Here is a 21,089-nt window from a genome sequence, read left to right on the forward strand (position 1 = left end):
CAACAGCCAAACTGCTTGGCCAGAATTAGCCTTAGGCTGGTTATAAGGGGTGACTGCGGCTTTTACAAGCCCGATGCGCCACAAGGCAACAAGAGCGGCTGTAGCGTCGGGCTGACAGGGCTACAGCTTTTTCAAATCAATCGCATTGGCCAGCGCCAGCATAGTGTTTTGTGCGGCGTTATCGCCTGATACCGTTACCATAGCGCCGGCCGGGGTAACAAACTGCAGCTCCAAGCGGTCACCTTCCAGCTTTTGCACCGCCTGTAAGCCCTGAATTTTAACCAGCTTACCGCCAGACATGGCAATCATCGACGGATTACTCAGCATCATTGAAAACGCCTGTAGCATGGGGGAGTCCATCATCAGCTGCATTTCAATACTCTGGTTATCGTTGTAGTAGTTGCGGCTGGCGGTAATGCCACCGCCGAACATGGCGGCAGCGGCTACTTCGCTTTGCGCTTCTTCCGCTTGCCAGCCGGCTGGGGCGGGCGGGAATGCCTGCTTGACCAGTTCACCTTTTTCTTGCCGGATCAGGGTGCTGGCATAATCCAGCTGGGCAATGGCTTGCGATAACTCGCCGGCTTTATAGTGTTTACTGGCGGCGCTGATGGCCTCATTGATCTCATCTTCGCTGGCACACAGTGGCAGGCTGCTAATAATGCAGCCGGTAAGTAGGTATTTTGCTAACATTTTCATTTCGAGTCATTCCTTTGATTAACAAACTGTCAGCAGTATAGCCAAGCCTAAACAGGCTGCCAATAGCGCAGAGCAGCGGTTGACAAAAACCGGCGTAGCCCCAACATTAGCCAGTATTAGGTTGTTAACCCATAAGGTATGTTATGTCTGCTACAGAAAATGTCCTGTTGTCTTTTACCGGCTTACCGCCATTCTCACAAATTACACCACAGCAGGTAAAACCTGCGGTAGAGCAGGCTATTGCCAAGGCCAGAGCGGCCGTAGAGCGGGTGGTGGCTAACCCTGATGTGAGTTGGCATAGTCTGGTGGAGCAGCTGGAGCAGGATGGTGAACGCTTAAGTAAGCTTTGGTCGCCGGTGTCGCATATGAACTCGGTGGTGAACTCGCCAGAGCTGCGCGAAGCGTACGAAAGCTGCCTGCCGTTATTGTCGGAATACAGCACCTGGCTGGGGCAGCACGAGGGCTTACATCAGAAGTACCAGCAACTGGCGCAAAGTGCAGAATACGCCAGTTTAACCGCAGCACAGCAAAAGGTGGTGCAAAATGCGCTGCGTGATTTTAAATTGTCGGGTATTGGTTTATCTGCCGAGAAAAAACAGCGCTATGGCGACATTCAAAGCCGGTTGTCTGATTTAAGCTCTCAGTTTGCTAACAATACCTTAGATGCAACGCAAGCCTGGTTTAAACACATCACCAATGAAGCAGACTTAGCGGGCTTGCCACAAGATGCCAAACTGGCCGCTGCTGAAGAGGCAAAAAGCCGCGAGCTTGAAGGTTGGGTGTTTACACTGGAATTCCCCAGCTACATCGCCGTAATGACTTATGCCGATAAGCGTGAATTGCGCGAGGAGCTTTACAGCGCTTACTGTACCCGGGCCTCAGATCAGGGCCCGACTGCCGGACAGTTTGACAACAGCGCCATTATTGAAGAAACCCTGGCGCTTAAGCACGAGCTGGCGCAGCTGCTGGATTTTAACAATGCCGCTGAAGAGTCACTGGCAACAAAAATGGCGGAGTCACCGGCGCAAGTGCTGGACTTCTTGCATGACTTAGCCAAGCGCGCTAAGCCTCAGGCACAGCAGGATTTAGTTGAGCTCTCAGCCTTTGCTAAAAACGAGTATGGTGCGGCAGAGCTCACCGCCTGGGATGTCACTTATTACGCCGAAAAATTAAAACAGGCCAAATATTCGATCTCTGACGAGCAGCTGCGGCCCTATTTCCCTGAGCATAAAGTGGTCGCGGGCCTGTTTACTGTGCTGAACAAACTGTTTGGCGTAACGGTAAAACTGCGTGACGGTGTAGATGTGTGGCACCAAGACGTAAAGTTCTACGATATTTTTGCCGCTGACGGCACATTGCGCGGCAGTTTTTACCTGGATTTATACGCCCGGGCGAAAAAACGTGGTGGCGCCTGGATGGACGATTGTCAGGGCCGGCGCATACTGCCTGATGGCAGCGTGCAAACGCCGGTCGCTTATTTGACCTGTAATTTTAATAAGCCGATAGGTGGCAAGCCTGCGCTGTTTACCCATGATGAAGTGGTGACTTTATTCCACGAATTTGGCCATGGTATTCACCATATGCTGACGCAGGTAGATGCGGCGGCGGTAGCGGGTATTAACGGTGTGCCCTGGGATGCCGTAGAGCTGCCCAGCCAGTTTTTAGAAAACTGGTGCTGGCAGAGCGAGGCGCTGGCAATCATTTCCGGCCACTATGAAACGGGCGAGCCACTGCCGCAAGATTTACTGGACAAAATGCTGGCGGCGAAAAACTTCCAATCGGCGATGTTTTTAGTGCGTCAGCTTGAATTTGCGCTGTTTGATTTTCGTCTGCATGCTGAATATGATCCTTTGCTGGGCGGCCGCGTACAGCAAATGTTGGATGAAGTACGTTCTGAAGTGTCTGTCATTATTCCACCGCGCTTTAACCGCTTTCAACACGGCTTTAGCCATATTTTTGCCGGTGGTTATGCGGCAGGTTATTACAGCTACCTGTGGGCAGAAGTATTGTCTGCTGATGCCTTTGGCCGCTTTGAAGAAGAAGGCATTTTTAACACCGACACCGGACGAGATTTTCTGCGCTGTATTTTAGAGCGCGGCGGCAGTGCCGAGCCGATGGAGTTGTTTAAAGCCTTCCGTGGCCGTGAGCCAAGCAACGAAGCCTTATTACGCCATATGGGCATTGCTGGTTAACAATTCATTGCCAATTCAGCCAGGCTCTGCCAAGCTGACACTGAATGACAGGAGGTGTTATGCACGGTAAGACAGTGTTAGTGTTAGCCGCCAGTTTGCTGCTGGCAGCTTGCCAGCAAGGCCAGGCCAATTCTGGGGAAACCACACAGCGGGTGGCGCCAGAGCCCGTGGTAGAGCCGATTGACCCGGTTAACGATCCGGTGGCGGCAGTTAAAGCGAGGAAACAACTGATGGCCGGTGAGGACAATATCAATGCGATGCGTGCTGAGATTATGGCGCTGGTTGGCGAAGCCAAAGCCGATAACGTCGCCCAATGTCGGGTAGTGGGCTTTGGTAGCAAGCCGTGTGGCGGGCCATCGAGCTATATTGCCGTGTCGGTAAAAGATCTGGATGAACAACAGATCATGGGGCTGATTGGCAAATACAATGCTGCAGTAAAAGCTGAAAACGAGCGGCTGGGGCTGATGTCTAACTGTGCGGTGGTACCTAAACCGGCTGTGGTGTTAAAAGACGGTGTCTGCACCTTGCAAGCTGGCGGTGAACGCGAAGTTTATTAATAAGCCGCCGGGTTGTAATAAAGCGTCGACTAACTAGCTTAAACCACAGGGCAACAGGTACACTGTTGCCCTGTTCTTTTTTCTGGGTGTTTTCGTGAGTACAGCAGAACCTTTTGAGCGGATTTATCAGCGCGCCTGCGATCGCAAAGGCGGTGCACGCGCGTTAGAAGCGCTGTTAACGCCGACTGTCAGCGACGAGAAAATTGCCGCCTTGCCGGATAATCTGCTGCTGGGCGAGCTGACTAAAAAAGTGTTTCAGTCCGGCTTTGTCTGGCGTGTGGTGCGGCAAAAATGGCCGGGTTTCTGTGAGGTGTTTTTCGATTTTGACATCGAAAAAATGCTACTGATGAGCGACGAGATGCTCGAGGCCAAAGCGCGCGATGAGCGTATTATCCGTAACGCCGCTAAGGTGTTTACCATTCGCCACAATGCCATGATGATAGACGACATAGCGAGCAAACATGGCAGCTTTGCCCGCTTTATTGCCAACTGGCCCGCCAGCGATATTATTGGCCTGTGGGCCTATTTAAAGCAGCATGGCGCCCGCTTAGGCGGCAATACCGGGCCTTATGCACTGCGCGCCATCGGCAAAGACACTTTTATTTTAAGTACTGACGTGGAAGCTTACTTACGTGCCACTAAGGTGTTTGACGGCGGCTTAAACAGTAAGCGCAGCCTTGGCCAAATTCAGCAGCAGTTTAACCTGTGGCAGCAGCAAGCTGGTCGCAGCTTGACGCATATCAGCCAGATTATTGCGCTAAGTGTGGGCGAAAATATCGTTGGGATGCAGCGTTAATGGTTATTTCGCTGCTGACTAACGCCGCTATGCAGGATTATGCTCAAGAGTTGTGTCAGCAGTTTGGCTTAACACTAATTGAGCGCGCCTCTGGCTGGCATTTAACCTTTGCTGATGATGCCCTGGTGCTGCGCAACAGCGATTTACCCAAGCAGGGCGATATTCTGGTGGATTTTGCCAGTGGCGCTGCCAGTTACCGCCGTTTACACGGTGGTGGTAAAAACGAAGCTATTGCCAAAGCCTGTGGCCTGAATAAAAAGCGCGACCTTAGCGTGCTGGATGCCACCGCCGGTTTAGGACGTGATGCGTTTGTGTTAGCCAGTTTAGGTGCTAAGGTAACGCTGGTAGAGCGTAACCCTGTGGTCGCCGCACTGCTGCACGATGGTTTGCGCCGCGCCGCGGAGCATAAAGAGCTAAACTGGCTCAATGAAGGTATGCAATTATGTTATGCAACTGCGACAGACGCGCTGAGTGCGCAAGCGCCGGTTGATGTGGTGTATTTAGACCCGATGTTCCCGCCACGCGATAAAAGTGCGCTGGTGAAAAAAGAAATGCGCGCCTTTCATGATGTCGTAGGCAGCGATACTGATGCCGATGCTCTGCTGGCGCCAGCGCTGCAGCTGGCTCAAAAACGGGTAGTGGTAAAACGGCCGGGCTATGCTGACTTTTTGGCACAACAAACACCGACCTTGTCGGTAACAGGGAAAAACAACCGCTTTGACGTTTATGTGATAGCAGCCATCTAATGATATTTAATAAATAACGACACCTTTAATAAATAACGAAACTCGTGGGGAGACCAAGATGATTAAAGTCGGCGATAAACTGCCTGAAGTGAGCTTTTCGCAGCTGACCAAAGAAGGCGTAATGAACCCAACCACCAGCCAGGTGTTTGCCAATAAAAAGGTAGTGCTGTTTGCCGTGCCGGGCGCTTTTACACCCACCTGCTCTGCTGCACATTTGCCTGGCTACATTACCCTGGCTGACCAAATTAAAGCCAAGGGTGTTGATGCCATTATCTGTACGGCAGTAAACGATGCGTTTGTGATGAGTGCCTGGGCCAAAAGCCAGAACGCTGAAGAAATTATGTTTTTAGCCGACGGCGGCGCGGCCTTTCATAAAGCCATTGGCCTTACCATGGAAACCGGCGATTTTGGCGGTACCCGTTCACAGCGTTATGCGATGATTGTTGAAAACGGTGTGGTAACACTGTTAAACGTTGAAGCGCCAAAAACCTTTGAAGTCAGCAAAGCGGAAGTGATTTTAGCTGCGCTGTAATAGTACCGGGCGTAGCCTGTACTTTGCAGGTTACGCCATTTTACGAGAATTACCATGTCAGTGCTTGCGACACTAAAGCGTCATATTCAACGAAAGTTGAAATCTATTCAGGGGATACCACTGCAGTATACTGCACAGTCGGTGGTACTAAAGCATTGGGCCAGGCGTCAGCAGATGCAGCAGCAACCCCATACTTTAGCGGGTGACCTTATTGTTAATCTGACATCTTATCCACCGCGCTTTCCCACACTGCATCTGACGCTGAAATCATTGCTGTTGCAAAATGTGAAAGCAGATAAACTTATCTTATGGCTGTACCAGGCTGACTACGCTCAGTTACCTGCTGAAGTCTTAGCACTGCAGCAGCATGGTCTTACTATTGCTTTGGTAGAGCGTGATATTAAATCGTATAAGAAGTTGATTCCGGCGTTGCGGCAATACCCCAACGCTTATCATGTTACCGCAGACGATGATATTTACTACCGGCCAGATTGGCTGCACGAGTTGTTGGCCGGTTACCGCGGCGGTCAGCAAGAAGTAGTGTGCTTACGGGCACATTACATCATGCTGGACGAGATGAATGCATTGTTGCCTTATCGCTACTGGCAGGCCAAAACTGAGCAGCGTGGGCCAGATAACCGACTCTTTTTCACCAGCGGTGCTGGCGCATTGTTTCCACCCGGTGCGTTGCACAGCGATGTTACTGATGAAGAAAAGTTTTGCAGGCTATCGCCACATGGAGATGATATCTGGCTGTATTGGATGGCTACACTTAATGGCTGCGCTATCCATCGCACTGGCAGTAATAAGAAGTTAATAGTGTGGAAGAGCAGTAAATCTGTGACTTTGTGGCAACTTAATAAACAACCTGAAAGTGGTAATGATTTTCAAATCAATAACATGCTGAAGGAGTATGGTCAGCCAGCCATGAATGCTAAGGGATAAGTACAGTTATCCCTTAGCTTCAGAGGTTATTTATTTATCAATGCCGACTTTACCCGGCGGATGGTTTTGCGAATCACCGAAATTTTGCTGTCTTCTTTATAGCGGCCTTTCTCGGCGTGGCGAATAAGCAGCAAGTTGGGCAGGGCTATCGGCGTACCCTGGGTGCCCAGCAACCAGCGTACTGCGCGGTCTTCATAGGTTTTAGTCCAGTGATATTTCGGCTTTTGGTACACCGCTAAATCATCACAATAGCCGCAAGCGCGCGCCACGTCGCCATGAATGATCTGAATGGCGCCGGTGGCGCGGTCAAACTTACGCGGTTTAAATTTGCTTTTATCCACTTCTAACAGCTCGGTTTTATCTTTACCGGCTGAAATCATCGGGTCAGCTTCGGTCAGTAGTGGCGTAACCAATAAGGTATCCGGGAACAGTAAAATATCCTGCCGGCCTTTTAGCAATTGTTCCAGCGTATCTAAACAGCCTTCATGAAACACCATGTCGCAGTCAGCAAACCAGATCCAGTCCGCCTCAGTGTGTTTCGACGCATGGTTGCGGCCAATCGCGCGGCGTAGCAGTAACGGCGTTGGCAGCTTTTGGAAGTTCCACTCGACATTGGGCACCACAATAGTCTGGAAATGTTGTAGTAACTTAGTTGTTTCCACATCGTCTTCAGAATAAAACACGGTAAAGCGCAGCTGCATATTGGTCGGCGGGTATTTCACCAGCGAACTTAACTGATAAACGAAAAAGCGTGCATAGTTCCAGCAGTGGCTGACAATTTCCAGGTTGATATTGTCGTTAAATACCCGCAGGCTGGCTTTATTTGGCTGGTTTTTAATAAAGGCCGTAGCAGGAAAATAACCAGAGGCGGCAAAGCGCAACAAAAATTCTTTTACGCCATCAAACAAAGCCGGTTGCTGGTGTTGCGGTAACGCCATAAGAGAGCTCCAAACAGGGTAATTGCAGCTGCGAAAATATGCAGTGGTTAACAACAAAAACGGCAATAAGATTAGCATTTATTGCCTTGTTGAGACAGATTCTTTTGGTAACAGTGCCGCGTTTTTGGCATTATAACCGCCGTCAAACCGCCGGAAGCCTGTTAATGCCGCTGTTACTTGCCCGTTTTTGCTACAACCTGCTGATCATGCTCGCGGTATTGCCGGTGCTGGGTTATTTCCTGCTGCGTTCGCGTAAAGATCCGGCCTACCGTAAGCGTTTCAGTGAGCGGCTAGCGTTGCAGCCGGTGCCAACGCAGGCTAAAGGTGGCATAGTGGTGCATGCTGTTTCTGTCGGTGAAGTGGTGGCCGCAACGCCGCTGATTAAAGCCTTGCAGCAGCAATACCCAGAGCTTAGGTTAACCGTTACCTGCACCACGCCAACCGGCTCCAGCCGTATCATAAACAGCTTTGGCGACAGTGTGCATCACTGCTATTTGCCACTGGACACCCCCGGCGCCGTAAGTCGTTTTCTCAGAAAATTGCAGCCGCAAGCGGTTATTTTGCTGGAAACCGAGCTGTGGCCCAATGTGTTGCAGCAGTGTCGCCAGGCGCTTATTCCGACGGTGGTAGTGAATGCCCGCTTATCGGCCCGCTCGGCCAAAGGCTACCGCCGCTGGTACAGTTTTAGCCGGTTGGCGCTGGATAATATCAGCCTGCTTTTGGCGCAGGACAACGCCACCGCGCGGCGCTTTAAGGCATTAGGCTGTAAGGCCGATATTCAGGTGTGCGGTAATTTAAAATACGACATGCAGCTGCCAGCGCAGCACTCTGCGTTGGTAAGCCAGTTTCAGCCGCAGTTTAGCGGCCGTAAGGTGTGGGTAGCCGGCAGCACGCACGCCGGTGAGGATGAACTGCTGTTACAGGCGTTTCAGCAGCTTAAACCGCACTTCCCTCAGTTGTTACTCATTATCGTACCGCGCCACCCGGAGCGTTTTGACACTGTGGCGCAGCTGATAAGTCAGGCTGGTTTGAGTTACCTACGCCGCAGTAGTGGCCAGCAGGTTACCCCACAGTATGATGTGATGTTAGCCGACACTATGGGCGAGCTATTGGCCTGGTATCAACTAGCTGATGTGGTATTTATCGGCGGCAGTTTAATAGCACGCGGCGGGCATAACCCGCTGGAGGCAATGTACTTTGCCAAGCCCATTCAAAGCGGCCGCCATGTATTTAATTTTGCTTCGGCTTACCAGTGGTTGGATAGAGCGCAAGCGCTAAGCTGGGTAGCGGATGTGCCTTCACTGGTGCACAGCACCGCACAACTGCTGAACAACACCTCATTGGCACAGCAGCAGGGTAATAAAGCTCAGGCATTGTATCAGCGCCACAGTGGCGCCAGTAAGCGGATGTGCCAGGCGATTGCGGCCTATCTGGGCGAGGGGGTTGACGATTTTGCGGTTGTGACCACAGGTAATGGTATCAGTTGGTATCAGCGTCGCGCCTTCACAACGCTTGCGCAGTTACATTTCGCCCCACAGCACTGGCAACAGCAACAGGCGGTGATTGGTCAGTCGCAGGGCCGTAACACGGCCTGGTTTGTGCAGCATCAAGAGTACAAATTTGTGCTGCGGCATTATTACCGCGGCGGTCTGATTGGCAAGCTCGTCACGGACAAGTTCAGTTATCAAAACGTACTGTACAGCCGGGCGATGCAGGAATTTGCCCTGCTGCGCCAGCTAAGACGCTATCAGCTACCGGTGCCGCGGCCACTGGCTGCGCATTACCGCCACAGCGGGCTGTGCTATCAAAGCGACATTATGGTTGAGCTGATCCCGGGGGCACGCGATCTGGCCACTTTGCTGGCTGCCGGTGAAACGCTTAGCGAAGTACAATGGCAGCAGCTTGGCAGTCTGATAGCCCGGTTTCATCGGCATGGAGTTTATCACTCCGATCTGAATTGCCATAATATTCTGCTCGATAGCGAAGGTTGTTTTTGGCTGATTGATTTTGATAAATGTGCACTGCGCTATCCCGGCAGTTGGCAGCAAGACAATCTGGCACGCTTGCTAAGGTCTTTACACAAAGAGCGAGGCTGGCAACCGGGCTTTGGCTGGCAGCCTGAGCACTGGCCTTGGCTGTTGGCAGGGTATCAGCAGCAGTTTGCCGGCTAAAAACGGCAACTTATCGCAGTTTCTGCGCTTTTATTCACGCTCTGTTCACTTTATATCGCGTTTTCGCCCTTGGTGTAGCCGCCGTTCTTTGATATAACATCATCTAACGGAGGGGCATCTATGCGGCTAAATAGAATAATAACAAGCTTAATGCTAACCAGCTTTGTGTTGGCAGCACAGCCACAACAGCAAATGGAAGCCGCCAAGGCAGCTTATCAGCAGGGCGATTACGTTAAAGCGGCTGAGCTGTGGCAGGCACTGGCATTAGACGGCAATACCACCGCGCAGTTTGAATTGGCTAAATTGTATTCGCTGGGGCACGGCGTGGAGCAGGATGCGCTGCAAGCGGCTTACTGGCTTGAACAGGCTGCCTCAAACAGTGCAGATTTTGCTGAATCGGCCCGGGCCAGGCAAGATATCGTGCAGGGCGTCGCCGAGCTACGTGAAGCAGAGCAACGTGAGGCCGAGCAAGGTGAAGCCAATGCTGCGCAGCGCCCTGAAACCGTGATAGCGGCAGCCGCTGAAGCCAGCACAGCAGCAACCACAGCTGTTAAGCCTGTCGGCCAGACTGCCGTATTGGCGGTAAAAGCGCCAGAGCTGCCGGTATTGACTTCTGCAGAGGCTAAATTCGATACCGGACTACGTGCGTTTAGCCGGCAGAATTATGCTGAGGCCTACAGCCATTGGTATCCGCTGGCGCAGGCCGGTGTGGTGGATGCGCAGTTTAATTTGGCGGCGCTTTATGCCAATGGTCATGGTGTCGCATTAGACGACAGTGCCGCTACCGCCTGGTTTAATGCAGCTGCCGAACAGGGTATGGCGCAAGCACAGTATCAGCTGGCGCTGGCGCATGCTAATGGTAAAGGTGTGGCGCAGGACGATGCGCTGGCGGTTTACTGGTACCAAAAAGCCGCCGCGCAACAACATGTGCTGGCCCAGTACAACCTGGGTTTTATGTATGCTAACGGTCGTGGTGTCACCCAGGATGAAGCTAGTGCTTTACTATGGTACGAGCGGGCAGCAGAGCAGGGGGATGTTGATGCGCAATATATTGTCGCTGGTCGATATCAAACAGGCCGCGGCGCTGCGGTAGACATCAACAAAGCCATTGGCTGGTATCAGCGGGCGTTGGATCAGGGTCATAACCGTGCAGGCTACCAGCTGGCACAGTTTTATTTGACCGGACAGGGCGTCAGTAAAAATGAAAGCAGGGCCTTTGATTTATACAACCGTGCCGCTGCGCAAGGTGTGACAGAAGCGCAACGCGAGCTGGGAATCAGTTATTCGCTGGGGCGTGGTGTGCGTGCGAATGACAGCAAAGCCGTCGAGTTTTTACAGCTTGCTTGTGACAAGCAAGATCTTTCGGCTTGTTATCATTTGGCGCTGCATATACTGGAAGGGCGCGGCATTAAAGCTGATGCGGTTAGAGGCGCGCAGTTGTTACAGCGTGCCGCAACAGAGGGTAACAGCGAGGCGCAATTCCGTTTAGGCGTTATGTTAAGCCAGGGACAGGGTGTTGCTGTGGATGAAAGTGCGGCTTTTGGCTGGTTACTCAAAGCAGCGCAGCAGGGCCATGCAGAAGCGCAATATCTGACTGCGCTGCGTTTGGCCAACGGTACCGGCACGGCACAAGATGATGTTGAAGCGGTAAAGTGGTATCGGGCCGCTGCTGAGCAAGGTGTGTTGTATGCACAATATAACCTGGGCTTTATGTACGGTGCAGGCCGTGGTGTGGCACAAGATGATGAAAAAGCGCTGTACTGGTATACCAAGGTGGCTGAACAGGGCGATGCTGACGCGCAGTTTAATCTGGGGTTACGTTACGAGACTGGCCGTGGCGTAAGGCAAGATGATCGCCAAGCGGTAGCCTGGTATCAAAAAGCCGCTGAGCAAAATCATCTGCGTGCCATCGCGCATCTGGGCTATATGTACGAGAAGGGTTATGGCGTAAGCCTGGATGAAAAACGGGCTTTGGATTTGTATCAGCAGTCATTATCAGCCAAGGTACCACGTGCACTTACCGCATTGGGGCTGTTTTATAAAAACGGCCGGCTGGTTAAAGCTGATGATAAACGTGCGGTAGAACTGTTTGCACAAGCGGCAGAGCAGGGCTATGCCAATGCCCAGTACAACTTAGGCTGGATGTATGAATATGGCCGCGGTGTGGCGAAAGATTTGGTAAAGGCGCGCGATCTGTATCAACTGGCGGCCGAACAAAGTGAGCCCTTGGCGCAGGCACAGCTTAGCCGGTTACTTAATCCTTAATAAGGTTTTCGCAAATAAAAAGGCCAGCGTTTAGCTGGCCTTTTGTTATTTGTTGAATCGTTAAGGCTTGTATTCCGCCACCAGTGTCACACCACTAAAGGTACTGTAGGCACGGATACTGATATGGTAAGTCGCTGCCTGCGGATTGGTAAAGGCACAGCTCTCGTTATTACCTGTACGGTATGGCCGGCAGTCGTAGCTGCTGGTAGTAGGCTGAGCGCCGCGGCGCACATATAAATCGCCATCACCTGTACCGCCTGACATAGTAACGTTCAAAGAACCCATACCTGCAGGTACTGTAAGCGTGTAATGTAACCAGTTACCCGTTGTTGCTGTCAGGTTGTTCATCGTGCCGCCACCGCCGGTGCTACCGCCGCCAGCCGGTGCCGTGTAGTCCGCTGTCAGTGACACGCCCGAATAGGCACTGTAAGCATTTAACATCACATGGTAGGTACCGGCCTGAGGCGAAGCAAAACTACAGCTTTCGGTATTACCGGTGCGGTATGGCCGGCAGTCGTAGCTTGAGCTGGTCGGTGCACTGCCAAATCTCACATACATATCAGCATCACCGCTACCACCTGCCATGTTAAAGGTCAGATTAGTGGCGCCGGCAGGTACAGTAATGGTGTAGAAGGTATTGCTGCCGGTGCTACCCGACAGATTGGTTTTGGCAACGCCTTTTTCCAGCACATTGGTGCCTGGTGTGCCGCCACCGCCTGAGCCCATCGCATTAAGTACCGCTGCGTTGGCATCAACAATACCGGTACCACAGCCGCTACAGGTAGCAGGAAAGCTGCGGGCAGTCGATTTTAAAATTTGCTCGATCTGATCCGGTGTTGCGCTAGGTTTCACTTGTTTAATCAGCGCAGCCACGCCGGCCACATGGGGTGCAGCCATAGAGGTGCCCTGACTGTAACCATAGCTGTCGCTGCCCGGCGTAGTCGTGCCGGTGTTGTAGGTCGATAATACGCCGTTTGGATCATTGGCCGAGTTCATCGCACCGCCTGGTGCGGCAACGTCAATTGAAGTGCCGTAGTTTGAATAGTAAGCACGGCCACCATTACGGCCGGTAGAGGCTACGTTTACTACGCCAGCACAGTTACCCGGGTTGTAGTTATTAGCATTGTCATTGTCGTTACCGGCAGCAATCACCACCACAGCGCCGTTATTGCGGGCAATATTGATGGCATTTTGCGTAGTAGATGAACAAGCACCGCCGCCGCCGAGGCTCATGTTAATTACATCAGCCGGGTTAGCGTTTGCCGGCACGCCAGCAACTGTACCTCCGGCAGCCCAGATAATGCCGTCGGCGATATCAGAGGTATAGCCACCACATTTACCCAGCACCCGCACCGGTACAATTTTGGCGTTGTATGCCACGCCAGCAACACCATTGTTGTTGTTAGTCACTGCGGCAATAGTGCCGGCGACATGGGTGCCATGCCAGCTAGAACCCTGGAACGATGGTGGGTAACCGTTGCCACATTCACCTGCATCAGTCCAGTCACCCGGGTCACGGGCATCACTGTCGCGGCCGTTGCCATCGTTACCGACAAAGCTGTCGGAGATCATGTCATAACCAGGCAGGATGTTGGCATTTAAGTCAGCATGTGGCCGGTAACCGGTGTCCAGCACGGCAACCACCACACCCTGGCCGGTGGCATTATCCCAGGCGGCAGGGGCACGTAAACCACCGGTGGCTTCATAGTAATGCCACTGGCTGCTGTACTGGGTGTCGTTTGGCGTGGCGGTAGCGCGCAGCATTACGTCTTCCTCTACGCGTTCCACTTCGTCATCCTGTGCTAATAGCTCCAGCATACGCTGAGTTTCTTTTTTCGACAGTTTGCGCTCTGCACGGAACACCGCATGTTTATCCAGGGCTAAACCGCGGACAAAACGCATATTCTCACCGGCACGGCTGCTAAAGCGCTGTGCTTTTTCTGCCATACGCTGCGCTTTTATTTGCTGGCCCACGCTTTGTGGCAGTGCACTACTGATATTGGCACCGGCAGTTTCTTTATATTTGATAATAAAACGCGTCGCCGGGCCGTCAGCTTGCTCGGCATTATCGTTTGCATGTACCTGGGTCGTAAAAACAGCAGCAGGCAGGCAAAGCGCCGCCAATGCCGTTAGGCGAAAAGAGAAGTGTTTCATAGTAATTAGTACCTGGGGTTATGATTATTTATTGTTGTATGCAGCCTGTCTGGATGGCTGCTGTCCGATTTTTAACCTGTTGCGCTGACCTTGTAAACCCGGCGTAAAAGTGTCGTTTTTCGTTAGCAGGAACTAATGTAAACCGTCGTTCCGAAAAAAGGACTATTTGCAGGAAAAGCATTTCATATCACTGTCATATAACCGTGATAATGGCTGGTATGTGTTACATTTAGCTACAAATGTAATTTATTGTAATTGGCTATATTATATTCCAAAAAGAAATATATAAGGTTTGTCTTAAACTCAAAGCATAACAGCATTGCATGCCGCGGGTGTGTACAGGACAATAGCGGCTTTAGAAGCAACAGGCGGGCGGCAGACAATGCAGCAGTGGGATGTAATCGTAATAGGCGCTGGTGCAGCCGGGTTAATGTGCGCTATCGAATCCGGTAAACGTGGCCGCAAGGTGCTGGTGTTGGATAACGGCAAGCGGGTGGGCCGCAAAATCTTAATGTCGGGCGGTGGCCGTTGTAACTTTACCAATATGTATGCCGGGCCGGAAAACTTCCTGTCGCAAAACAAGCACTTTTGTAAATCAGCGCTTAGCCGCTACACCCAGTGGGACTTTATCGCCCTGGTGCAAAAGCACGGCATCCCTTACCACGAGAAAACCCTGGGCCAGTTGTTTTGTGACGATAGCGCCAAAGACATTGTTGATATGCTGCTGGCAGAAGCCAAAGCTGCGAATGTGCAGATTGCGCTGCAGCAAAATATCAGTGCGGTTAGCTTTGCCGATGGCCAGTATACGGTTACTACGCCAGAGCTAAGCCGGCAGTGCCACAGCTTAGTGGTCGCCAGCGGCGGTTTAAGTTTGCCGAATTTAGGCGCGACAGCCTTTGGTTTTCAGTTAGCCGAGCAGTTTGGCTTAAAGGTGCTGCCGCTGCGTGCTGCGCTGGTGCCATTAACCTGGCAACCGGCCGACAAAGCCGTATTTGAAGAAATAAGCGGTGTATCCCTGCCGGTAACGGCTGAGGCTAATGGCACCGTCTTCCCGGAAGATATGCTGTTTACCCACCGCGGTTTAAGCGGGCCGGCGATATTACAAATCTCCAGCTATTGGCAACCGGGTGATGAGGTGACAGTGAATATGTCGCCGCAAACAGAGATTACTGAGTTTCTGCAAACTCAGCAGCAGGCGCATCCGGAGCAGGAGCTTAAAACTGCATTGGCGAAGCTACTGCCAAAACGTCTGGTAGAAAAGCTGATTGAGATAAACGCGATACATAATCAACCATTAAAAGCACTGCAGAGCAAAAGCATCAGCCAGATTGCTGCTACGTTGCACAGCTATATTTTTAAGCCGAATGGCACTGAAGGCTACCGTACTGCTGAGGTAACTATCGGTGGTGTCGATACCGATTACTTATCGTCAAAAACCATGGAAGCGAAACACCAGCCCGGCTTGTATTTTATCGGCGAAGTGGTCGACGTGACCGGTTGGCTGGGGGGCTATAACTTCCAGTGGGCCTGGGCCAGCGGCTGGGTCGCCGGGCAGTATTGCTAAAGGTATACCATGAAAAAACTCTCCAAAGTTCAACTGAAACAACAGGCCGCGGTGTTAGATGCGGTGACGATGCTGGAGCAACAGGCGTTGGCTGAAGTGCCCGGCGTGGTGCAGGCCTGGTTTAGCCTGGAATATGAAGCCTTTCCCGGCTCGTTACTGGTGCGGCTGCAGTTTGCGGAGCAAGCTATGCTGGATGACGCCCAGCCGCAGCTGCTGGCCTGGCAAAAACGTTTAAGTGCTTTACTGCTAAAAAAGGGCATAGTGTTAAAAGATATGCGTAAACATTTGGTGTTTACCCTAAATAGCCCTGATGATTAGCGCTGATAACGATAGGTTGCTTAAACCATGATGAAATACACTGTTGGCGCTTATGCTGCCTCACCAAACCAAAGCCACTGGGATGCGGCGCTTGAAACCGCCTTTTATGCCGCGCTGAAAACGCTACCCAATCTGAAAGGGCTGGAACACCCGTTTTTAGGCCGCTTACATCCGCACGACGATAACTGGTTTTTGGCCAATATCGACCAGCAGTGGGATTATGTGTTTACCTGTATTCCCGGCATTATGACTGCGCTGTCGCACAACCCGCAGTTTGGCTTGGCCTCAGAAGATGAGAGCGGCCGTCAGGCAGCGCTGGCGTTTATGCAGCAAGCCTGTGCCGCTATTGGCAAACTTAACGCGCATGTAGGTCGTCAGGCGGTAAGCGCCATTCACATTCAAACCGCCCCGGCACGGCATAATGCCGCTTCATCAGCTGCAGCGTTCAAAAAGTCATTGCACACCATGCTGCAGTGGGACTGGCAGGGTGCCCGGATCGTGATTGAACATTGCGATGCCTATGTGCCCGGCCATATGCCATCAAAAGGCTTTTTAGCGCTGAGTGATGAGCTTGAAGTGTTAACAGACTTAAATGGTCAGTTGACGGCACAGCAGCTTGGAGTGGTAATTAACTGGGGTCGCTCGGTGTTTGAAACCCGCCATGTTGATGGTGCGCTTGAGCATACACAGCAGGCAAAAGCCGCAGGCTTGCTAGCTGGCCTGATGTTCTCTGGCGTGTCAGATAGGGACTCTGAATTTGGCGCCTGGCGCGACAGCCATCAGCCGCCGCAGCAAAGTGCCTTAATGCCGCTGGGCGAGCCGGGCAGCTGGCTGAGTGAGCAGGCGATGCATGCGTGCCTGGCTGCCGCTGATGCAGCAAGCTTAGCCGTGTTGGGGGCAAAAATTGGTATCCGGCCGCACAGCGCCGGTATTGACCAGCGCCTGGCAACGATTAGCCAGACGCTGGCGATGCTGGATAGATTTTTTACTCCTGGTTAGACGGCGTGCGGTATTTCTCAAACCAGGCCAGCATGTATTCGACCTTTTCAATCATGCGGCTGGGTTTGTTTGAGATACCGTGCGGCGTATTCGGGATCCTTACCAGCGCCGTGTCGATACGGCGCAGTTTCAGTGCCTGATAAAACTGCTCTGACTCTGAAATAGGCGTACGTCTGTCATCCTCACCGGTAATTAAAATGGTTGGGGTGGTGACATTACCCACCAAGCTCAGTGGCGAGCGCTGCCAGTAATGTTCAACATGCTCCCACGGCACACCGGGAAACTGATGGAAAGTCTGGTAGGTGTAGCTATCGCCGGTCATCACCTTACTGAGCCAGTTAATAATCGGCTTTACCACAGCAGCAGCTTTAAAGCGGTCGGTTAAGCCAATGGCATAAGCGCTGGCGATACCGCCGGCCGAGCCGCCGCCAATAAACAGGTTGTTTTCATCAATAAAGCCCAGCTTTAACATGGCATCGACGCCGCTGTTATGGTCGGCAAAATCTTCCGGTGAGCTGTATTTATTGTGCAGCAGCATGGCAAAACGCTCGCCGTAAGAGGAGCTGCCCCGGTGGTTATTGTAAAACACTACATAACCTTCTTTGGCATAGCGCTGCATCTCGGCGCTCCACTGCGGGCCATAAGCTAAATGCGGGCCGCCATGAATTTCCAGCAGCAAGGGGTATTTTTTCGTCGGGTCGAAATCCGGTGGTGTCATATACCAACCCTGAATTTCTTCACCATCAAAAGACGACTTGTAGGTAATGTCATGCACCTTGGCCAGTGCTTTGTGGCCAAGCAAATCCTCATTTAGCGCAGTTAGTACCCGGCTTTTACCTTTGTGCAGCACAGCAACGTCGCTTGGGCGGTTGCTGGTGCCATGGGTATAGGCAATCACGCCATTGTCAGATACCGAATAGCTACCGCTTAAATAAGGTTGTGGTTGGCTCACGCCACCCAGGCTGGCCGTCAGCTCTGTCAGCTTGCCTTTGTCGGTTAAGCTGGCCAGTTTACGCTGACCTCTGTCATCAAACTGCACGACAAAGCTGCTGTTGGTTAGCCAGTTGGGCGCGGCTATGCTGCGGTCAAAGTCAGCGGCGATATCACTGATGCTATTGCTGGCCAGATTCAGCACCTTCAGCTTGCTGTTGCTGTAGGGCACCAGGGCGTTGGTTTGCCACAGAAAAGCCAGCTTTTTGCCATCGGGTGAAAATACCGGTTCGCTCTCTTCGCCAGCCATAGTGGTTAACGCAGTCAGTTGTTCAGTACGTAAATCCAGTTGGTACAGGTTGGCATCGCGGGGCTGATACTCCCACTCAGCATCCAGGTTGGCAGCAAAAATCAGCGCTTTGCTATCCGGCGTAAAGGTGAGGTCGTTGCCATAGTTAAAGTCGCCTTGTGTCAGTTGACGGGCAGTGCCGCCGGCGGTGGGCAGAATAAAAATTTGCCGGAATTGCGGTTTTAAAAAGCCCTGGCCATCAGCCTGATAACGCACTCTGTCATACACAGTAGCACTTTCAGACCATTTAGCGCCGGCGGGTTTTGTCACCCGTTTTACCTTTTGCTGTACCTCGGCCGGTTCGGCTGGCATATTCATGGTAAAGGCCAGTTGCGTCGCATCGGGTGACCAGGTCAGGTTTGCCGGGCTGTGGCGTAAATCGGACAATTTGGCGGTGCGGTTCTCGGCTAGCCAGTGTAGGTGAATTTGACGCGATCCTGAGCTATCAGAGATAAACGCCAGCTGTGTACCATCGGGCGACCAGCGCGGCGAGCTGTAGTTAAACTGGTCGGCAAAGAGTGGCGTCTGACTGCCTGTTTTAACATCCAACAGCCATAAGGTCTGGCGGGTACTGTCGGTCATAATATCGTTGCTGGCACGCACATAGACGATTTTGCTGCCATCAGGCGATATTTGCACGTCACTGGCGTATTCCAGTGCAAAAATATCTTCTGCCTCAAAATAACGGCTGCTGGCAAAATTTGCCGGCTCAGTGCTGGCAAGCACATTGCTGCTAAAACCTAGCAGCAAGGCAGTAGCCAGTGAAACATGGGATAACTTCAACATAGTCGCCTCAGGGTAGTTTTGCGTTGTAATAAGGCTAAACTACCCCGAAGCTGCGGCGGGCTCAAAGCTATCAGCGGCAAACTGACGGTTTTGAGCGTTATGACACCCAACAGTAGCAGCTATCAGCCGGCTAAACTGTCGAAAATATGTAAAAAGGTCGGCGCTTGCGGGATGGGTAACGACATTTTTAAGCGGCGGGCAATATCCTGTGCACTGATCACGCCGCGGATTTGATGGTTTTCCCGGTCAATTACCACACAGTGCTGCTCCCCACTCGATTGTAGGGTGTTCACCACATCTGAAATACTGCAGTGCTGTAATTGCTGATAAGCCAGCGCTTTAACACGCTCGCGCGGACGCATCAAATCGGCAACGCGGATATCATCACGGCTGGCGCCAAAGGCGATATGGCGCATCATGGCCTGCTCTGACAGTTGCTCAATGGGTAATAACCCAACCAGCTCGCCTGCGCGGTCTATCACCAGTTTTAGTTTGCTGTGCTCCTGCTGCATCATTTGTAATGCCACCTTTGCACTGGTAGTGGCGTCTATCATGTTCGGTTCGCTGTGCTTAAAGTCGGTTACTACGCTAAGCGCCGGAGACTGTAAGGTTGTGCCGGTAAAATCGGCCGGCTGAACTAAATGGTCAATATTTTCTACAGAATATAATGCTAACGTTTTCATATGCTAATCCTTAACCACCGGTATGCAGAGGCCTTACCGGTTTAATGTCAATAAAAGAAACAAAGTCGCTTTAAATCGATAAAAAGGGTTAAGCAGTAGCAGGGGGCGCGCGTGGCTGGCTATAACGGTAGGGTGTTGCAGCCAGGCTGCAATGGGTCGTAGCCAGAATGTGGCCGGCTAACGAAGGCGTAACGTGGGTGGCGCCGGGTTTTAGGCTATCCTGTGGCTCGTCGTTACTTTCGGTTTCAATATTAAACTGATGGCAGGAGGCAACTGAGGTAACAGCATAAAACTGCGTGTCGGCTAATGGCGATAGGCGACTGTCGTGCACAGCAAAAGCCTGTGGCGTGCACCACAGGTTTAAAAACAGTAGTAGGGCGAAACTACTTAGCCAACGCATGACAACAGACACGATGCTAACGATTCATGACAATACTATGGTGCTCTCTGAGCAATTGTGCAAGCGGTATGTTGTCTTAAATGCGACGAATGCCGGTTTGTTTATGTTGCACTGTCGATGGCAGAGTTACTGTTTAACGGCGCAATGCGATATTGGTTGCGCCCATACTGTTTAGCGGCATAAAGTTGCTGATCAGCCAAATCGAGCAGATTACCAGAGTAAGCATCGTTAGGCTCAGCAACCGCGATACCAACACTTACACTGACGAAGCCTGTTAAGCTTGCCGGGTGTGTTATTGCCAGTTTAGCGATGTTTTTCAACAGTTTTTCTGCAACGACTATGGCACCTTGGCTATCGGTATCTGATAACAGTACAACAAATTCTTCGCCACCATAGCGTGCAACTGAATCACCAGGGCGGACACAGCTTTCCTGTATGGCCAATGCAACTTTGCGTAACGTATCATCGCCGGCTAAGTGGCCGAAGGTGTCGTTAAATTGTTTGAAATGATCAATATCGATTAAAAGTACTGCTAACGGGCTTTGCTTACGTTTATGTTGTGCCAGTTGGTTTTGTAGCAGGTTATCAAAGTAGCGTCGATTGTAAATGCCGGTTAGGCCATCAACATAAGCCATGTTACGCAGTAAGTCGGCTTGGTGCTTAAGCGTCAAATGCACTTTTACCCGGTTTCGCAAGGTGTTGGCATTAAACGGTTTTTGAATAAAGTCTACTGCTCCGGCATTCCAGCACGCATCTTCATCAGTTTGATGTTGCAGTCCGGTCACAAAAAGAACCGGAATGTCAGCCAATGTGCGGTCTGCTTTCAGCTGACGGCAGGTGTTTAAGCCATCTTGTTCTGGCATCACCACATCCATCAGGATCAGATCTGGCTTATTATTCTGGCATATTTTTATTGCCTGCTGGCCTGATGTTGCCATTAACACCTGATAATCATCTCCCAGCACTTGATAAGCCACCTGGATATTAATCGGTTGATCATCTACGACCAGGATAGTCGCTTGTTTGGGAAATTGACCTATATCGGTTACAGCACTATCTGACATTACA

The 21,089-nt window shown here is 51.6% G+C and carries 18 protein-coding genes; 11 read left to right on the forward strand and 7 right to left on the reverse strand.

The window, feature by feature from the left end; all coding sequences use genetic code 11:
- Window positions 1–120: 120 nt before the first annotated feature.
- Complete coding sequence (locus ABGI61_RS08905; protein WP_347600039.1) at window positions 121–696, reverse strand: hypothetical protein; 576 nt, start codon at window positions 694–696, stop codon at window positions 121–123.
- A 143-nt stretch (window positions 697–839) separates the two neighbouring features.
- On the opposite strand from ABGI61_RS08905, the gene prlC reads away from it, so the two are divergent.
- From prlC to ABGI61_RS08935, 6 genes are all read left to right on the forward strand, one after another.
- Window positions 840–2,888, forward strand: a complete 2,049-nt coding sequence (gene prlC, locus ABGI61_RS08910; RefSeq protein WP_347600041.1) for an oligopeptidase A — start codon at window positions 840–842, stop codon at window positions 2,886–2,888.
- 59 nt (window positions 2,889–2,947) lie between these two features.
- Window positions 2,948–3,445 carry a hypothetical protein gene (locus ABGI61_RS08915; protein WP_347600043.1) on the forward strand — a complete coding sequence of 166 codons (498 nt, stop codon included), beginning with the start codon at window positions 2,948–2,950 and terminating at the stop codon, window positions 3,443–3,445.
- Between the two features lie 94 nt (window positions 3,446–3,539).
- A complete protein-coding gene (locus ABGI61_RS08920) occupies window positions 3,540–4,241 on the forward strand; it encodes a DNA-3-methyladenine glycosylase I (RefSeq protein ID WP_347600045.1) in 702 nt (233 codons plus the stop codon).
- Window positions 4,241–4,987, forward strand: coding sequence for a class I SAM-dependent methyltransferase (locus tag ABGI61_RS08925; protein ID WP_347600047.1), 747 nt, complete (start codon window positions 4,241–4,243; stop codon window positions 4,985–4,987). The genes ABGI61_RS08920 and ABGI61_RS08925 overlap by 1 nt, the downstream gene beginning before the upstream one ends.
- Before the next feature lie 58 nt (window positions 4,988–5,045).
- Window positions 5,046–5,519 carry a peroxiredoxin gene (locus tag ABGI61_RS08930; RefSeq protein WP_347600049.1) on the forward strand — a complete coding sequence of 158 codons (474 nt, stop codon included), beginning with the start codon at window positions 5,046–5,048 and terminating at the stop codon, window positions 5,517–5,519.
- 54 nt (window positions 5,520–5,573) lie between these two features.
- The gene (locus ABGI61_RS08935; protein ID WP_347600051.1) at window positions 5,574–6,464 is read left to right on the forward strand and encodes a hypothetical protein; all 891 of its coding nucleotides are present in this window, start codon (window positions 5,574–5,576) and stop codon (window positions 6,462–6,464) included.
- Window positions 6,465–6,490: 26 nt separating this feature from the next.
- Here the strand turns inward: ABGI61_RS08935 and ABGI61_RS08940 are convergent, their stop codons facing one another.
- Complete coding sequence (locus ABGI61_RS08940) at window positions 6,491–7,402, reverse strand: glycosyltransferase family A protein (RefSeq protein ID WP_347600053.1); 912 nt, start codon at window positions 7,400–7,402, stop codon at window positions 6,491–6,493.
- 164 nt (window positions 7,403–7,566) lie between these two features.
- On the opposite strand from ABGI61_RS08940, the gene waaA reads away from it, so the two are divergent.
- Window positions 7,567–9,573, forward strand: a complete 2,007-nt coding sequence (waaA, locus tag ABGI61_RS08945) for a lipid IV(A) 3-deoxy-D-manno-octulosonic acid transferase (RefSeq protein WP_347600055.1) — start codon at window positions 7,567–7,569, stop codon at window positions 9,571–9,573.
- A 150-nt stretch (window positions 9,574–9,723) separates the two neighbouring features.
- Window positions 9,724–11,838 carry a tetratricopeptide repeat protein gene (locus ABGI61_RS08950; protein ID WP_347600057.1) on the forward strand — a complete coding sequence of 705 codons (2,115 nt, stop codon included), beginning with the start codon at window positions 9,724–9,726 and terminating at the stop codon, window positions 11,836–11,838.
- 60 nt (window positions 11,839–11,898) lie between these two features.
- On the opposite strand, the gene ABGI61_RS08955 is transcribed toward ABGI61_RS08950, so the two are convergent.
- Window positions 11,899–13,992: a S8 family peptidase gene (locus tag ABGI61_RS08955; RefSeq protein ID WP_347600059.1), complete on the reverse strand. Its 2,094-nt coding sequence runs from the start codon at window positions 13,990–13,992 to the stop codon at window positions 11,899–11,901.
- 382 nt (window positions 13,993–14,374) lie between these two features.
- On the opposite strand from ABGI61_RS08955, the gene ABGI61_RS08960 reads away from it, so the two are divergent.
- The 3 genes from ABGI61_RS08960 to ABGI61_RS08970 are packed head-to-tail and all read left to right on the forward strand — an operon-like array spanning window position 14,375 to window position 16,873.
- Complete coding sequence (locus ABGI61_RS08960) at window positions 14,375–15,556, forward strand: BaiN/RdsA family NAD(P)/FAD-dependent oxidoreductase (protein WP_347600060.1); 1,182 nt, start codon at window positions 14,375–14,377, stop codon at window positions 15,554–15,556.
- Between the two features lie 9 nt (window positions 15,557–15,565).
- The gene (locus tag ABGI61_RS08965) at window positions 15,566–15,874 is read left to right on the forward strand and encodes a hypothetical protein (protein WP_347600062.1); all 309 of its coding nucleotides are present in this window, start codon (window positions 15,566–15,568) and stop codon (window positions 15,872–15,874) included.
- Window positions 15,875–15,901: 27 nt separating this feature from the next.
- Entirely contained in the window at window positions 15,902–16,873 is a 972-nt protein-coding gene (locus ABGI61_RS08970) for a DUF4862 family protein (RefSeq protein WP_347600064.1), read from the forward strand.
- On the opposite strand, the gene ABGI61_RS08975 is transcribed toward ABGI61_RS08970, so the two are convergent.
- The 4 genes from ABGI61_RS08975 to ABGI61_RS08990 all read right to left on the reverse strand — a co-directional run bounded on the left by ABGI61_RS08975 (window position 16,860) and on the right by ABGI61_RS08990 (window position 21,085).
- Complete coding sequence (locus tag ABGI61_RS08975) at window positions 16,860–18,938, reverse strand: S9 family peptidase (RefSeq protein WP_347600066.1); 2,079 nt, start codon at window positions 18,936–18,938, stop codon at window positions 16,860–16,862. The two genes, ABGI61_RS08970 and ABGI61_RS08975, sit on opposite strands and share 14 nt — an antisense overlap.
- A 122-nt stretch (window positions 18,939–19,060) precedes the next feature.
- A complete protein-coding gene (locus tag ABGI61_RS08980) occupies window positions 19,061–19,621 on the reverse strand; it encodes a CBS domain-containing protein (RefSeq protein ID WP_347600069.1) in 561 nt (186 codons plus the stop codon).
- An 88-nt stretch (window positions 19,622–19,709) separates the two neighbouring features.
- Complete coding sequence (locus ABGI61_RS08985; protein ID WP_347600072.1) at window positions 19,710–19,952, reverse strand: hypothetical protein; 243 nt, start codon at window positions 19,950–19,952, stop codon at window positions 19,710–19,712.
- Window positions 19,953–20,122: 170 nt separating this feature from the next.
- Window positions 20,123–21,085, reverse strand: coding sequence for a diguanylate cyclase (locus ABGI61_RS08990; protein WP_347600075.1), 963 nt, complete (start codon window positions 21,083–21,085; stop codon window positions 20,123–20,125).
- Between the last annotated feature and the right edge of the window lie 4 nt (window positions 21,086–21,089).

The organism is Rheinheimera fenheensis (genome assembly GCF_039871805.1).
Classification (GTDB): Bacteria; Pseudomonadota; Gammaproteobacteria; order Enterobacterales; family Alteromonadaceae; genus Alishewanella; species Alishewanella fenheensis.

Coding starts and splice junctions, on each gene's coding strand:
- ABGI61_RS08905 (WP_347600039.1), bottom strand. CDS start 696: ATGAAAATGTTAGCAAAATACCTACTTACCGGCTGCATTATTAGCAGC.
- prlC (WP_347600041.1), top strand. CDS start 840: ATGTCTGCTACAGAAAATGTCCTGTTGTCTTTTACCGGCTTACCGCCA.
- ABGI61_RS08915 (WP_347600043.1), top strand. CDS start 2,948: ATGCACGGTAAGACAGTGTTAGTGTTAGCCGCCAGTTTGCTGCTGGCA.
- ABGI61_RS08925 (WP_347600047.1), top strand. CDS start 4,241: ATGGTTATTTCGCTGCTGACTAACGCCGCTATGCAGGATTATGCTCAA.
- ABGI61_RS08930 (WP_347600049.1), top strand. CDS start 5,046: ATGATTAAAGTCGGCGATAAACTGCCTGAAGTGAGCTTTTCGCAGCTG.
- ABGI61_RS08935 (WP_347600051.1), top strand. CDS start 5,574: ATGTCAGTGCTTGCGACACTAAAGCGTCATATTCAACGAAAGTTGAAA.
- ABGI61_RS08940 (WP_347600053.1), bottom strand. CDS start 7,402: ATGGCGTTACCGCAACACCAGCAACCGGCTTTGTTTGATGGCGTAAAA.
- waaA (WP_347600055.1), top strand. CDS start 7,567: ATGCCGCTGTTACTTGCCCGTTTTTGCTACAACCTGCTGATCATGCTC.
- ABGI61_RS08950 (WP_347600057.1), top strand. CDS start 9,724: ATGCTAACCAGCTTTGTGTTGGCAGCACAGCCACAACAGCAAATGGAA.
- ABGI61_RS08955 (WP_347600059.1), bottom strand. CDS start 13,992: ATGAAACACTTCTCTTTTCGCCTAACGGCATTGGCGGCGCTTTGCCTG.
- ABGI61_RS08960 (WP_347600060.1), top strand. CDS start 14,375: ATGCAGCAGTGGGATGTAATCGTAATAGGCGCTGGTGCAGCCGGGTTA.
- ABGI61_RS08965 (WP_347600062.1), top strand. CDS start 15,566: ATGAAAAAACTCTCCAAAGTTCAACTGAAACAACAGGCCGCGGTGTTA.
- ABGI61_RS08970 (WP_347600064.1), top strand. CDS start 15,902: ATGATGAAATACACTGTTGGCGCTTATGCTGCCTCACCAAACCAAAGC.
- ABGI61_RS08975 (WP_347600066.1), bottom strand. CDS start 18,938: ATGTTGAAGTTATCCCATGTTTCACTGGCTACTGCCTTGCTGCTAGGT.
- ABGI61_RS08980 (WP_347600069.1), bottom strand. CDS start 19,621: ATGAAAACGTTAGCATTATATTCTGTAGAAAATATTGACCATTTAGTT.
- ABGI61_RS08990 (WP_347600075.1), bottom strand. CDS start 21,085: ATGTCAGATAGTGCTGTAACCGATATAGGTCAATTTCCCAAACAAGCG.